At 37.4% G+C, this 14,695-nt stretch carries 12 protein-coding genes; 6 read left to right on the forward strand and 6 right to left on the reverse strand.

Going from position 1 to position 14,695, the window contains the following annotated elements; translation table 11 throughout:
- Nucleotides 1–72 precede the first annotated feature (72 nt).
- Complete coding sequence (locus CXF79_RS05140; protein ID WP_101154219.1) at nucleotides 73–1,323, forward strand: efflux RND transporter periplasmic adaptor subunit; 1,251 nt, start codon at nucleotides 73–75, stop codon at nucleotides 1,321–1,323.
- Between the two features lie 14 nt (nucleotides 1,324–1,337).
- Nucleotides 1,338–4,451, forward strand: coding sequence for an efflux RND transporter permease subunit (locus CXF79_RS05145; protein ID WP_101154220.1), 3,114 nt, complete (start codon nucleotides 1,338–1,340; stop codon nucleotides 4,449–4,451).
- Between the two features lie 175 nt (nucleotides 4,452–4,626).
- On the opposite strand, the gene CXF79_RS05150 is transcribed toward CXF79_RS05145, so the two are convergent.
- Together CXF79_RS05150 and CXF79_RS05155 are read right to left on the reverse strand one after the other, a co-directional pair.
- The gene (locus CXF79_RS05150) at nucleotides 4,627–4,776 is read right to left on the reverse strand and encodes a DUF2986 domain-containing protein (protein ID WP_101154221.1); all 150 of its coding nucleotides are present in this window, start codon (nucleotides 4,774–4,776) and stop codon (nucleotides 4,627–4,629) included.
- A 47-nt stretch (nucleotides 4,777–4,823) separates the two neighbouring features.
- On the reverse strand, nucleotides 4,824–5,249 hold the full coding sequence (locus tag CXF79_RS05155; RefSeq protein ID WP_101154222.1) for a hypothetical protein: 426 nt from the start codon (nucleotides 5,247–5,249) through the stop codon (nucleotides 4,824–4,826).
- Between the two features lie 148 nt (nucleotides 5,250–5,397).
- Between CXF79_RS05155 and dbpA the strand changes: the two genes are divergently transcribed.
- The 4 genes from dbpA (at nucleotide 5,398) to CXF79_RS05175 (ending at nucleotide 9,963) form a co-directional block, all read left to right on the forward strand.
- Nucleotides 5,398–6,804: an ATP-dependent RNA helicase DbpA gene (gene dbpA / locus CXF79_RS05160; protein WP_101154223.1), complete on the forward strand. Its 1,407-nt coding sequence runs from the start codon at nucleotides 5,398–5,400 to the stop codon at nucleotides 6,802–6,804.
- 20 nt (nucleotides 6,805–6,824) lie between these two features.
- Nucleotides 6,825–7,937, forward strand: coding sequence for a cell division protein ZapE (gene zapE / locus CXF79_RS05165; protein ID WP_101154224.1), 1,113 nt, complete (start codon nucleotides 6,825–6,827; stop codon nucleotides 7,935–7,937).
- A 283-nt stretch (nucleotides 7,938–8,220) separates the two neighbouring features.
- The gene (locus CXF79_RS05170; protein ID WP_011042378.1) at nucleotides 8,221–9,060 is read left to right on the forward strand and encodes a DUF2884 family protein; all 840 of its coding nucleotides are present in this window, start codon (nucleotides 8,221–8,223) and stop codon (nucleotides 9,058–9,060) included.
- Between the two features lie 102 nt (nucleotides 9,061–9,162).
- Nucleotides 9,163–9,963, forward strand: coding sequence for a tRNA-uridine aminocarboxypropyltransferase (locus CXF79_RS05175; protein WP_011042379.1), 801 nt, complete (start codon nucleotides 9,163–9,165; stop codon nucleotides 9,961–9,963).
- A gap of 514 nt (nucleotides 9,964–10,477) precedes the next feature.
- Here CXF79_RS05175 and serA read toward each other — a convergent pair.
- From serA to dapD, 4 genes are all read right to left on the reverse strand, one after another.
- Nucleotides 10,478–11,731, reverse strand: a complete 1,254-nt coding sequence (gene serA / locus CXF79_RS05180; protein WP_101154225.1) for a phosphoglycerate dehydrogenase — start codon at nucleotides 11,729–11,731, stop codon at nucleotides 10,478–10,480.
- Between the two features lie 181 nt (nucleotides 11,732–11,912).
- The gene (rpiA, locus tag CXF79_RS05185; RefSeq protein WP_011042381.1) at nucleotides 11,913–12,569 is read right to left on the reverse strand and encodes a ribose-5-phosphate isomerase RpiA; all 657 of its coding nucleotides are present in this window, start codon (nucleotides 12,567–12,569) and stop codon (nucleotides 11,913–11,915) included.
- 585 nt (nucleotides 12,570–13,154) lie between these two features.
- Entirely contained in the window at nucleotides 13,155–13,559 is a 405-nt protein-coding gene (locus tag CXF79_RS05190) for a hypothetical protein (protein WP_101154226.1), read from the reverse strand.
- A 262-nt stretch (nucleotides 13,560–13,821) separates the two neighbouring features.
- On the reverse strand, nucleotides 13,822–14,661 hold the full coding sequence (dapD, locus tag CXF79_RS05195) for a 2,3,4,5-tetrahydropyridine-2,6-dicarboxylate N-succinyltransferase (RefSeq protein ID WP_011042384.1): 840 nt from the start codon (nucleotides 14,659–14,661) through the stop codon (nucleotides 13,822–13,824).
- Nucleotides 14,662–14,695 lie beyond the last annotated feature (34 nt).

Below are 14,695 nucleotides of genomic sequence, written 5' to 3' on the forward strand. Positions count from 1 at the left end.
TGTATTGAATACAGCCTGTGTAATAATCAACATAATTCATAATAAAGCATTAACCTTAAAAGGAATAATTTGATGCTCAAGCGCTTTTTTAAAAACACTACCCGATCTAACCTAACAACGAGTAAGTTTGTAGTTTTTGGACTTTTATCCCTAACACTTACGGCTTGTAGTAAGGAAGAAGTTAAGGTTAAACCTCCAGCACCTGCAGTTTCTGTCTACTCAATCCAATCCCAATCTATTGGCGGTTATCGTGAATTTGTCGCACGTACAGAAGCGTCTAAAGAAGCTAATTTACGAGCTCGAGTTGAAGGCGAATTACTTGAACGTCGTTTTCGTGAGGGGAGTTTTGTTGAAAAGGGTCAAGTGTTATTAAGAATAGATCCAGCTGCCTATGAAGCGGCCTTATCATCTGCAAAAGCTGATTTAAGTTCGAAAGAGTCTGGTGAAGAAAATGCCAAACGTAATTTAAAGCGAGCAAATGATCTTATTAATGATGGTTACATTTCACAATCAGACTTTGACCGATTAACAACAGAAGAGTCACAAGCAAAATCGGCTGTTAAGTCTGCACAAGCTGCACTTGAACAAGCTGAACTTGATTTAAGCTACACCACAATCACAGCCCCTTTTAGTGGCCTTATTGGTAAAGTGAATTACAACGTGGGAAATATTGTTAGCCCTACGAGTAATACTTTGGCTACTCTCATTATTAGTGATCCTATTTTTGTTAGTTTTCAAGTGGAAGAAAGCACCTACGTCTCATATCAACAAGAGCATCAGGGGTCGAATAGTGACGAAGGAGGTGAATTTGATATCTCTTTGCGCTTACCTAACAATTCAGAATATCCAGAGCATGGAAAGTTAGATTTTGCTGATACTAAAATTTCCGAAGGCATGGGAACAGTCGAGCTGAGAACTGTTTTCCCGAATCCTCATAACATAATTATTCCAGGCTTGTTTGTTACCTTGATTCTTGAAAGTAAAAGTAAAGAAGAAATGGCGTTAATTCCACAAGCGGCAGTACAAGAAGGGCAACAAGGAAAGTTTGTTTTAATTGTCGATGAAAATAATACAGTAAAACAACGTCACGTAGTGCTAGGTAGAAGAATTAATGCCATGTGGGTTGCAGAAAAGGGTGTCTCTATTGGTGAAAAAGTCATCGTTGAAGGATTACAAAAAGTTCGTTCTGGAGTTGAAGTTAGAGGCGTTGAAAAGCATGTTGATCCACTCGTCGGTACAATATCAGATATTGATGATAAATCAGTGGACTCTTCAAAAGTGACTGAACCAACCATTAGCCCTAGTGCTACAACTGATAAGTAATCAAGGACGATTTTATGATCAGTAAAACTTTTATCAATCGGCCTAAATTTGCGTTTGTAATATCTATCGTTATTACACTTGCTGGTTTAATTGCCATGAGTGTACTTCCCGTAAACATGTACCCGGAAATAACACCGCCCCAGGTTCAAATCTCAGCTGTCTATCCCGGAGCAAGTGCGCAAATTGTAGAAGAATCAGTCATTAGGCCTATTGAAGAACAAATCAATGGTGTTGAAGATATGATGTATATTGAATCTTCAGCTTCCAATAATGGTAGTGCTGTAATCACGGTATTTTTTAAAGTGGGTACCGATGGCGATATTGCGCAGGTTAATGTGCAAAACAGAGTCGCACTGGCAACGAGTTCATTACCCTCAGAGGTAACACGCCAAGGGGTTGATGTTAAGAAAAAATCCAGTTCGATGTTATTAGGTATTAATCTATTTTCTGAACAAGAAGGTATCAATCAGCTTTTCTTAAGTAACTATGCGACTAATTATCTAACTGAGCCGTTAGGACGCATTAAGGGTGTTGCTTCTGCAGAAGTGATGGGTGAAATGACTTATAGCATGCGCGCATGGCTAAACCCAGAACGTATGTCATCACTCAGTATTACCGTTACTGAAGTGCAACAAGCACTTCAAGAGCAAAATATGATTGTAGCTGCAGGTAAGTTAGGTGCTAGCCCCACGTTACCAAATCAGCAGTTTGAGTATTCTATCCAAGCAAAGGGTCGTTTACAAACACCTGAGGAATTTGGTCAAACGATAATACGAGCTCAGCGCAATGGTAATTTTATTCGTTTAAATGACATTGCTCGTTTAGAACTTGGAGCAGAAGATTATTCAACACAAGCAAGACTAAATGGTAAAGAAACAGCTTTCCTTGTTATTTATCAATTACCTGATGCTAACGCCACAGAGGTTGCTTCTTTAGTCAAAGCTGAAATGGCAGAACTCTCTCAACGTTTTCCAGACGGTCTAAAATATGTTATTCCTTACGATACCACTAAATTTATTGATCGCTCAATTGAAGAGGTTGTGGTTACTTTATTTCAAGCAATCGTCTTAGTTATCTTAGTTGTCTTTTTATTCCTACAAAATTGGCGCGCGACTATTATTCCCACCCTTGCAATTCCAGTATCTCTTATTGGTACTTTTGCTTTTATGGTTTTGATGGGATATTCAATTAACACGGTTACGTTATTTGGTTTAGTGCTCGCCATTGGTATCGTTGTTGATGATGCCATTATCGTTATTGAAAATGTTGAACGCATATTAAAAGAAGAACAACTTCCCATTAAAGAAGCGGTAACTAAAGCAATGGACCAAGTTTCTGGTCCTATCATTGCGACCACCTTGGTTTTACTGGCTGTATTTGTGCCTGTTGCCTTTATGCCAGGTATAACGGGGGAGTTATACAAGCAATTCTCTGTGACTATTTCTTTCGCGGTACTGATTTCTTCATTAAATGCACTAACATTGAGCCCTGCGTTATGTACTGTGCTTTTAAGCCCAGAAAAAATGAAACCAATCACTTGGTTACTACCTTTTGAGCGCCTTATCACTAAGGCAACAGGAGGTTATACTAAGACTGTTGGCTTTATGCTCAAGCGACTTACCAGAGTTGGACTTTTTGTCGGTTTAATTTTCATTGGTGCAGGTTGGTTAACTACTGCCGTTCCAACGGCATTTTTACCTGCGGAAGATCAAGGTTATCTTTTTGTGGATATTCAGTTACCAGATGCCGCGTCAAGTAATCGGACTCAAGCCGTATTAGATAAAATAACACCCACTATTTTAAATGATGCTGCTGTTGAGGATATCATCACCGTATCAGGCTTCTCATTACTTGGTGGTGCCGGTTCGAATAATGGTCTTGCCATAATCCTTCTTAAAGATTGGGAAGAACGTACTACACCAGAACTTGGATTGAAGCAGATAATTCCTCGTCTGATGGGGCAATTATGGACTATGCCAGATGCTCAAATTATGGTATTTAATCCGCCACCTATTCCCGGTTTAGGTAATAGCTCAGGTTTTGATTTTAAATTACAAGACAGTGAAGGGCGAGATCCTGCCGAATTAGCACAAGTAATGAATGGCCTTATTTATGAAGCCAATCAGCGACCTGAATTATCACGTGTGTTTAGTACTTATCGCGCCAATGTACCGCAGTACTTTTTAGAAGTAGATCGCAACAAAGCGAAAGCACAAGGTGTCGCTTTGTCTGATATTTTTGCGACTTTACAAGCACAGTTAGGCTCTTTATATATTAATGACTTTAGTCAGTTTGGTCGTACTTACCGTGTGACAATTCAGGCAGAAAGTCAGTATAGAGCTGAACCTTCAGATCTTCGATATTACTTCGTTCGAAATAAAGACGACGAGATGGTACCGCTAACTACTCTAGCAAGTGTTAAGCCTATCTTAGGGCCTACAACGATTAGTCACTTTAACTTATACCGTAGTGCTAGCATCACAGGTAATGCTTCTCCAGGATATTCCTCAGGGCAATCTATTGATGTGATGGAAGAATTAGCTAGTACATTACCTCAAGGGTATATTTATGAGTGGTCAGGGCAGTCGAAACAAGAATTAGAAGCGGGTAATCTAGCACCCATATTATTTGGTCTTGCTATCATCTTTGTTTACCTATTTTTAGTGGCACAGTATGAAAGCTGGACTATTCCGTTCTCAGTTATTGCCGCAGTACCTTTAGCCTTGTTTGGTGCTATGTTGGCGCTTTATACAGTAGGCATGGCTAATAATATTTATGCACAAGTTGGTTTGGTCTTATTAATAGGTCTTTCGACTAAAACTGCCATTTTGATTGTTGAATTTGCCATGGAACAAAGAGCGGCTGGTGAAACGATAATGAATGCGGCACTTAATGCGGCTAAAATGCGTTTTCGTGCGGTATTGATGACAGCCTTCTCGTTTATATTAGGTGTTCTACCACTAGTTTTTGCAACGGGTGCAGGAGCTGGAAGCCGAGTTTCTTTAGGTATCACGGTATTGGCTGGTATGATTGCAGCCACACTATTTGGTACTTTACTTGTACCTTACTTCTACCTATTGATTCAACGTATGCGAGAAAAAATTAAAGGTAAACCAGATGTGACCTAGGGGTTCATCGAATAATCGCGCAACAAAAAGGGCACATAATATGTGCCCTTTTTTATTTGTTGTCTCATAACATATTTATATCACTATGCTACGTTATCATCTGATATGAATAACTATTGCTTATAACAGGTAATTAAAACTAAATAGTGATGTCATCGACTCTCTTGATTAGCAGCTACTCTTGTTCTTGGCTGCTATCTTCTTCTGCAAGTTTAGCTCTTTCGGCTTTCGATATATATTTTGGTTTGTTGCTAGTATGTAACTTTGAGTTGGTTTTTTTTACTTTCTTTTTCAAAATATTGTTCATTTTCTTTTTTCTGTTCATGTTCTTATCTCGATATCTAAACTAAAAATTATTTTGGCTGCTAGTCACTAAAATATAAGGACTATAAGCATCAATGGTAAGTAGGGGTACATTACCGTTGGTTTCGACGAATTACTGACATACTCTACAATGAGCACCTGTGTATTTGGGCGATTTTCCTGCCATTGCTTATACACTAAATAAGGCTTCATCGATTCGTTTGATTGTTCATCATTATGAATGTCTAATTTGTTTTCTATTGCTATTATCGCATTTGCTGTTCTCTGCTGAAAGGTTTTCCATATACCTTCTTGTAACCACAGGGTTGCCAATATTAGGAATGTAACAAAAGTTGCTACAGAAAAAGTAAAAGCAAACAGGGTGATAGCCGTTGCAACAAGCTTGATTATTAACGCATAACTTTCATAATTCTCATGATTGTTGTGTAAAGTTTGCCATTGCTCTACTAATAACTGTTTTGAAACTGTTGTCATAGGTTGAATATACTGGGGTTGTACAAAAATTACTGTTATTATGCGCGCATTATCTATCTCATGAAAGTTTTCTTATCTTTGTATTGATAGCTTTCTTATTTTTTGGCTTAGTTTTTGACTAAGTCGCTATAAACCAGAGGCGTTTATTTTGAGTACTAATACAACTACTTCATCGTTAGCTTTTTCTTCGTTGAGCTTAAAACAGGATTTAGTTAAAAACTTATCGTCGCTTGGCTATGAGCAAATGACACCTATTCAAGCTAAAACCTTACCTGAATTGCTTAAAGGAAAAGATGTTATTGGCGAAGCGAAAACAGGCTCAGGTAAAACGGCTGCTTTTGGTTTAGCATTACTTAACAAATTAGAAGTTAAAAAGTTTCGCATTCAATCCATGGTTATTTGTCCAACCCGAGAACTGGCTGACCAAGTCGCGAAAGAGTTGAGAAAACTAGCGCGTGGTATTCATAATATAAAAATATTGACACTTTGTGGCGGAACCCCTTTTGGTCCACAAATTGGTTCTTTAGAGCATGGCGCACATGTTATTGTTGGTACTCCAGGACGCCTTGAAGAACATGTTATAAAAGGCACCTTACAATTAGATAACTTAAACTTATTAGTGCTCGATGAAGCTGACCGTATGCTAGAAATGGGCTTCCAAGCCGCACTTGATAATATTGTTGGACGTACACCACTTGATCGTCAAACATTACTTTTCAGTGCTACCTTTCCTGACCAAATTAAGTCTATTAGCGAAAGTATCATGACAGATCCTGTGATGGTTAAAATTGCTTCAAGTGAAGACCAATCAACTATCAGTCAAAAATTCTTTAAAGTGGGTAATGATGACGATCGCCTAGACGCGTTACGTTTATTGTTACTAGATAATCAAGTTGAATCGACCGCTATTTTTTGTAATACCAAAAAAGAGACCCAACAAGTCGCTGATGCCTTACACTTTGATGGTTTTAGCGTATTAGCGTTACACGGCGATTTAGAGCAACGCGATAGAGACCAAACATTATTACGCTTTGCCAACAAAAGTGCTTCAATTCTTGTTGCGACTGACGTTGCTGCACGAGGCTTGGATATTGATAGCTTAGACTTAGTTATTAATTATCACATTGCCCGCGATAGTGAAGTGCATGTGCATAGAATAGGCCGAACAGGTAGAGCAGGCAGTACGGGTATCGCTTATTCACTGTTTAGTGACAAAGAAAGTTATAAAGTTGGCTTACTAGAAGACTACCTTGAAGCTGTTATTACCCCTGAGCCATTGCCTTCATTAGCGGTACTTTCTAATGAACGTCCGCAAGCTAAAATGGCAACCATTCAAATTGATGGCGGTAAAAAGCAAAAAGTTAGAGCTGGAGACATTTTGGGAGCACTTACTGGCGATAATGGTGTGCAAGGTTCACAAGTTGGCAAAATTTCAGTGCTTGATAATAAGGCCTATGTTGCCGTTACTAAAGCGGCTTTGAACTTAGCCTTGAAAAAAATATCTAAGGGCAAAATGAAAGGTCGTACCTTTAATGCTCGCCATTTAACTAATTAGTTACTAGATTAAAAAACGTAATGAAACATGCCTACCAAGAGCTGCTTACTAACAAGCAGCTCGATATTGATACCGCTCAAACTCATGCTGTCGATGCTTTAATACTGTTATCTGAGCAGTTGTTAGCTCAACAGCACTTGCCCGAAAAGTTAAAAAAAAATATCCCTGGATTATATTTTCACGGCAGAGTAGGTCGAGGGAAAACTATGCTGATGGATTTATTCTATCAGCACTTAGCCATTAAAAATAAAAAACGCATTCATTTCCATCACTTTATGGAAAGTGTTCATCAGCAACTGGCCCAACTAACTGGGCAGTCTGAGCCCCTTAGCCATATTGCTACCAAGTGGGCACAAAACATCGATTTGTTATGTTTTGATGAGTTTTATGTGAGTGATATTGGTGATGCCATGTTACTGAGTGGTCTATTTTCAGCGCTATTTAAACAAGGGGTGACCCTTGTTGCGACCTCAAATTGTCAACCTGAGCAGCTTTATCGTAATGGGTTGCAAAGGGAGCGTTTCTTACCTACGATTGCCTTAATCAATCAACATTGTCAGATTATTTCTATTAATGGTGACGTTGATCACCGCCGCACTAAACTTTCAAAAAACAGCTGCTATAATAATTATTTTTTATTAGCCAACGAGGGGAATGAAAAGTTAATTGAACGTTTTCAAAGCTTGACTGATGCAGAAATGTTGGTTTCTGGTGAGATAGAAATTAATCACAGACAACTCTGCTATTTAGCGCAAAGTGCTAATGTTATTTTCTTTGATTTTTTTGCTTTATGCTCTGGCCCTCGAAGCCAGCGAGATTATATGGTACTAGCGAAAGACTTCGATACAGTATGTATTGCCAACGTCCCTAAGTTTTCTGGTGAGTTAGTGCCAGCGGTTTTTTCAGGGGTTGAGGACAGTTATCAACGCAGTGGCGTTTTAATGGGAGAGTTACAGCAGCTTGATGATGAAGCGAGAAGGTTTATTGCGTTAGTTGATGAATTTTACGATCAAAATGTCAAATTAATCGTTAGCGCCCAAGTTGATATATTTGAACTTTATCAAGGGCAGCAACTTGCTTTTGAGTTTGAACGCTGTCAGTCTCGATTAATTGAAATGCAACAAAGCTCATAAGTTGTATAAAATACGATTAACTAGCTAATTTGACTAAATCATTTATTTTCAACTGCTCATTCATTAGCTGTAAATACTTATCTTATTGATAAATATGGATAAGTAAAGTTGGCACTATGTTTGTAACAGTTATGCTAATAATTACTAGGTTGATGATGACTAATTTGTAGTTACTTATATAGGTCATCGTTACTACTTGTAAAAGTAATCCTAGTTAATAACGTTCATTAATCGTAATAAATGACTCAACAGCAAACAATAATAAATATCTTAAGGATAAATAATGACTTATTTTCACGCAACATTAATCGCTAGCGCACTCACTGTATCTTTTGCATCATCGGCTGTTTACGCCAATAAATCATGCAATGTTGATTTGTCAGCAGGGCTTTCAATCAACGTTAATTCGATTGAATTTTTGCAAGATGAAGCTGGAAATGATGAGAAAAATCTCAGTTTGTATAAAATAATTGAAGGTAAAAAACTTTTGGTCGACAACCAGCATATTGACTTATCTGATGATCAACAAGCTCTTGTGAAAAAGTATGATGAAAAAATACGACGCTTAGTGCCTCAAGTTAAAAATGTTGCCATTGAAGGTGTTGATATGGCTATTGAAGGTGTAAATCTTGCGTTTAATGGTCTACTTGGTGAGGGTAATGCCGTCGCAGCAGATTTAACGACAGAGCTAACGTTAATTCGAGAACAAGTATCCACAAACCTATCTATTGAACATGGAGTTTCTGTTGGTGTCGAAGGTCTAGAAAGTGAAGGATTACTCGGAAAAGACTTTGACAAGCGTATAGAGTCTGCGGTTGAAAAAGCCGTGCTAAATTCAATGGGCAGTATCTTAATTGCCATCGGTCAACAAATGGTTGCTTCAGAAGGTGACGATCGAAACTTTGAAACACGTATGGAAAGTTTTGGTGAAAATATCGAACATGAGATGACAACAAGATCTGCGATAATAGAGAAGAAGGCTGAGGCACTATGTATAAGTATTGCTGAGGTTGATGCACTAGAAGAGCAATTAAAAGTTGAAATAGAGCCTCTTGCTCGTATTAATGTTTTTACTGTGACACAAAAAAATTATGAAGAAGAATCACACCCTACAGCAAAGTAACTATTAATTAGTCTCGTTAGTTAATACCAAGAATAATGATCAACACACTGACCTAGCACTGTTATAATTGCTGGGTCTTTTTATCCTTATATTTTGTCAAACATGCACGCTGTTCATCAATTACACCAATATCGTAAAAGCCTAAGTACAACCACTTACAAATCACGAGGACAGCGGGTAATTCGCTGTCAACTCTGTCAACTTGCTAAGCCATTCTGTATTTGTGAAATATCCCCCCTTAAGGAGAACGTTGAGACAACGGCAGGGTTTTTGTTATTAATGTATGACACGGAAGTATTAAAACCGAGTAATACCGGTAAACTTATTGCAGATCTAATTCCGGATACCTTTGCTTTTTTATGGTCAAGAACGCAAGAAAATCCTGATTTATTAGCGGTAATTAATGATGAAAAATGGTTTCCTCTCGTTGTTTTTCCGCAAGAGTATGCTGATGATGAACGTAAAGTATTCACTAATAATGTTATCTGCCCTGAAGGTAAACGGCCATTATTTATTATGCTTGATGGTAGTTGGCGTGAAGCTAAAAAAATGTTTCGTAAAAGCCCATATTTAGATAGATTTCCAATGGTGTCATTTGACGTGAAAACAGCAATTCAAGCAGTCAGTGGTAATTGTCAAAGTGAGAACAATAGTCAATTATCCCCAGTTGGTCAGGACTCTCGTTATACAGTTAGAAAAACTGAGCTTGAACATCAATTTTCAACTGCTGAGGTTGCGGCTAGAGTATTAGATATGCATGGTGAAACTACTAATGCTCACATGCTCGATTTATGGTTTGATGTTTTCAATTTCCAATATCAAAAAGGTGTCTGTCAACGTAATAAAGGTAATGTTAATGCCATTGAAAACTATCAAAGTTTTCTAGCAAAGACATACCGATAAAGCCTCTGATTACTGATTACTGATTGGTGACGGGGATATTCTTAATTTAATACCAATCGGACTAATTTATTGATCACTTAGCGAGAATTAAAAGGCTTAGAGGCAAGGCATTGATTGAAGAGAATGGTTATTCAGGAGAATAAGCTCCTGCATTCTCTAATAAGCTGCATCCATGCAGCGTCCTTGTCAAAATCAATAACGCCGCATGTAAGCCTTTTAAACTCGCCCTTCGGGAGCTCATTAGCAAACTGATAACATCACAAAATGAATGAAATATAGACTAACTAGGTTAACTCATTTTGCTTGTTTAAGCTCGCTAATGTAACTCTAAGCTGACCAATAAATTAATCCGTTTGGTATAATATAGTATTAGCTCATGTATTAGGGGGAAGCAGTTAACCAAATTTACATACAAAAAGGCCCATTTATAACTTTATAAACGGGCCTTTATTTTGTGTTGTAAATTATTAAGTAAAGGAGATTTAAATCTTTAAATCTTTAAATCTTTAAATAATTAATGCAATATTCTAGCGCGTATGGTGCCATCAACATGTTTTAACTGTTCTAACGCTAAACTACTATCTTCTGAATCAAGATCAATAACCACATAACCAATTTTGTCATCGGTTTGTAAGTATTGTGCTGCAATATTAATATTGTGTTCAGCAAATGCTTGGTTAATTTGAGTCAAAACACCTGGTTGGTTATGGTGAATATGTAATAAACGGCTGGTATTCTTCTGACCTGGAAAAGAGTGATCAGGTAAAGACACTTCAGGGAAGTTAACCGCAGATAGACTTGAACCATTATCAGAATACTTAGCTAGCTTTGTTGCTACTTCTAAACCGATATTGGCTTGTGCTTCTTTTGTACTACCACCAATGTGTGGCGTTAGAATAACATTATCAAATCCGCGTAACGCTGAGATAAACTCGTCATTATTACTCTTTGGCTCAACAGGGAAAACATCAATTGCAGCCCCTGCAATTTTTTTACTATCCAAAGCTTGTGCTAAAGCAGGGATATCAACCACAGTTCCTCGAGAAGCATTAATAAAGATAGCGCCTTGTTTCATTGCTTCGAATTGAGCTTGTGCAATCATATTTTGAGTTTGCGCTGTTTCAGGTACATGTAAGCTCACTACGTCAGACTCACCAAGTAATGCATCTAATGACGGCGCTTGACTTGCATTACCTAAAGGTAATTTAGTTTCTACGTCGTAAAAGCGTACTCTCATACCTAATGTTTCAGCTAAAATACCTAATTGCATGCCAATATGACCGTAACCAATAATACCTAATACTTTGCCACGGGCTTCTACTGAACCAACCGCTGATTTCAACCATTCACCACGATGAGCTTTTGCACTTTTCTCAGGAATACCACGTAGTAATAATAACGTTTCACCAAGAACAAGCTCAGCAACTGAACGAGTATTTGAAAATGGAGCATTAAAAACAGGGATACCGCGAGTTTGAGCTGCTTTTAAATTAACTTGATTGGTGCCAATACAAAAACAACCGATAGCAACCAACTTATTCGCATGACTTAGCACTTTTTCAGTTAACTGAGTACGTGAGCGAATGCCAATAAAGTGAACATTTGCAATTTTTTCAATTAACTCACTTTCTGAGAGCGAGGTTTTAAGTGATTCAATATTTGAATAACCTTTTAGCTTCAATTCTTCTAGAGAGCTTGGGTGCAAGCCTTCAAGTAATAAAATTTTAATCTTACTTTTTGCTAATGAGTTTTGGTTGGCAATGATCATAAATTGGCTTCACTTATCAAAATTAAACGGCTAAATATACTTTCGTTTAGATGGCTAGATATCTAAATAGAGGTTTAACATATCATATAGTGTATAAACTCTAAAGGATTTATTGAGCACTTTATAGAATAAATATGCTGAAAATCTGATTTTTTACTTAAAACTAGATGTGTCTAACAAATTATTGGATAACCTGAATTCCATCTTTGCTACCAAGTACTAATATGTCAGCGCCACGAAGTGCAAACAAACCATTAGTCACAACGCCAACAATAGCGTTAATTTGAGTTTCTAGTGCTTTTGGATCAAGAATTTCGAGATTGTACACATCAAGGATAACGTTGCCATTATCTGTGGTCACACCTTGACGGTAAACTGGGTCGCCACCTAATTTAACTAATTCACGTGCGACATAACTCCGCGCCATAGGTATTACTTCAACAGGTAAAGGAAAGTTACCCAATACTTTTACTTGTTTGGAATCGTCGGCAATGCAAATAAATTTCTTGGCGACTGCCGCCACGATTTTTTCACGGGTTAATGCTGCGCCACCGCCTTTGATCATCGACATATGACGAGTGATTTCATCGGCACCGTCAACGTATACATCTAAAACATCAACACTGTTTAAATCAAATACCTCAATACCGTGTGCTTTTAACCGCTTAGTTGACTCTTCTGAGCTAGAAACAGCACCTGCTATTTTATCTTTCATAGAGGCTAGAGCTTCAATGAAAAAGTTAACTGTTGAGCCAGTGCCAACACCGACGATAGTATCATTTTCAATGAATTCTAATGCCTTAATGGCGGCTGCGTTTTTCATTTCATCTTGAGTCATGTTATATGCCTTGTTACCAAACTATTATCGTTTAACTGGATATAAGTGGGTAATAGTAAAGTGAGTGCCAATAAGCCTTATACCAAACGGACTAATTTATTGGTCAGCTTAGAGTTACGTTAGCGAGCTTAAAACAAGTAAAATGAGTTAAACATAGTTAGTCTATATTTCATTCATTTTGTAATGTTATCAGTTTGCTAATGAGCTCCCAAAGGGCGAGTTTAAAAGGCTTACATGCGGCGTTATTAATTTTGACAAGGGAATAACCATTCTCTTCAATCAATGCCTTGCCTCTAAGCCTTTTAATTCTCGCTAAGTGATCAATAAATTAGTTCGATTGGTATTAAAGGCTATAAAAGGCAATTATAACACTAAAATATTCTGATAGTTAAAGGTTAGTTACAACTATGACGGTTTGTTTTAGAAATTTTATGAGGAATCGTTATAGGCAATAATGAGTAGGTTTATTCGTTGTGGTTAGGGTGAGAAATAAAGATCAAAGGTGAACAGTATTTAATTGTTTATAAGCTAATTTAGTTAAACTTAGATTCAAATAATACGAAGGCATAATTACCGTCAATAGTGTTACTTTGGCAAAGTGCTAATGGTCACTGCATTGATATCCTGGGCAATAGTCTGCGCATATTGTGATCTTGTTCTCGTACTTATATTTCGATTTTTTTTATCACCCTTTATTTGCACACCAATAATAGTGCTATCAGGAAAGTAATTCGCTTGACGTTGAGCAAAGGCTAACATCATTCGCTGATCTTCAGGCATGGGTCTGTTTAGCAATGAAAGCATTAACTCGTGATCTGATGATGCTGACTTCTTAACAGAATCTTTTTGGTAAGTGATAAATTCATTATGGCTAAATTCTTTAGCAAAGTAGTGGTTATTTTCACTGCTTGGCTCTACTTGCGCGGTATTAGAACAAGCGCCGAGTACCAGAAAACAAAGTAAGCAGACTGCTATTTTAAATACTTTCATAACAAACCTAATGATAAATAATGCGATTGAATTATTATCAATACAGCAAGTGTTATACCAGAAAGTTAAGTTTTATAAATAAGGGAGGGTTATAAATTATAATACTATGAAAATATTAACTAAAATGTAGCTATAATATTTTAGTTATTTTTATTTAGTTCATAAAAAAGCTCGTTTAATGCTTATTTATTAGTAATAAGTATTGAACGAGCTTGATTATATTAAATAGCGTCAAATTTTTAGCTATTCATTTTTTTAATTATTACTCTTCTGATACTGCGCGTAATAATTCGTTGATACCAACTTTAGCTAGCGTTTTTGCGTCAACTTTCTTCACGATAATTGCAGCATATAAACTGTATGTACCACAAGCTGAAGGTAAATTACCTGGCACTACCACTGAGCCAGCAGGTACTCGTCCATAATGTACCTCACCTGTTTCACGGTCAAAAATACGAGTGCTTTGGCCGATATAGACGCCCATAGAAATTACTGCACCTTCTTCTACTATAACGCCTTCAACGATTTCTGAACGTGCGCCAATAAAACAATTATCTTCAATGATGGTTGGTCCAGCTTGTAAAGGCTCCAACACTCCACCAATACCGACACCGCCAGATAAATGCACATTTTTACCAATTTGTGCACAAGATCCCACTGTTGCCCAAGCATCTACCATGCAGCCTTCATCGACAAAAGCGCCAATATTGACAAAACTCGGCATTACCACAACATTTTTACCAATAAAACTACCAGTACGAACACTTGCGCCAGGGACTACACGAACACCGTCAGCTTCAAACATTGCTTGCGTATAACCTTCATACTTCATCGGTACTTTATCAAAAAAAGTACTTTCTGCACCATCAATTACTTGGTTATCCCATATACGAAAAGAAAGTAATACCGCTTTTTTAAGCCATTGGTTTACATGCCAGCTGCCATCTACTTTTTCTGCTACGCGTGCACTGCCGTTATTTAATGCGGCTAACGCATCAAGCACTGCGTTTTTAATCTCACTTGAAACGGTTGCAGGAGAAATACTGGCTCTTTCTTCAAAGGCTTGTTCAATTACACTAGCTAAGTGTTTTAAATCTGTCATTAGGCTTTCCTATTTGAAATTTATTAGTGTTATT

The organism is Colwellia sp. Bg11-28 (genome assembly GCF_002836245.1).
Taxonomy (GTDB): Bacteria; Pseudomonadota; Gammaproteobacteria; order Enterobacterales; family Alteromonadaceae; genus Colwellia; species Colwellia psychrerythraea_A.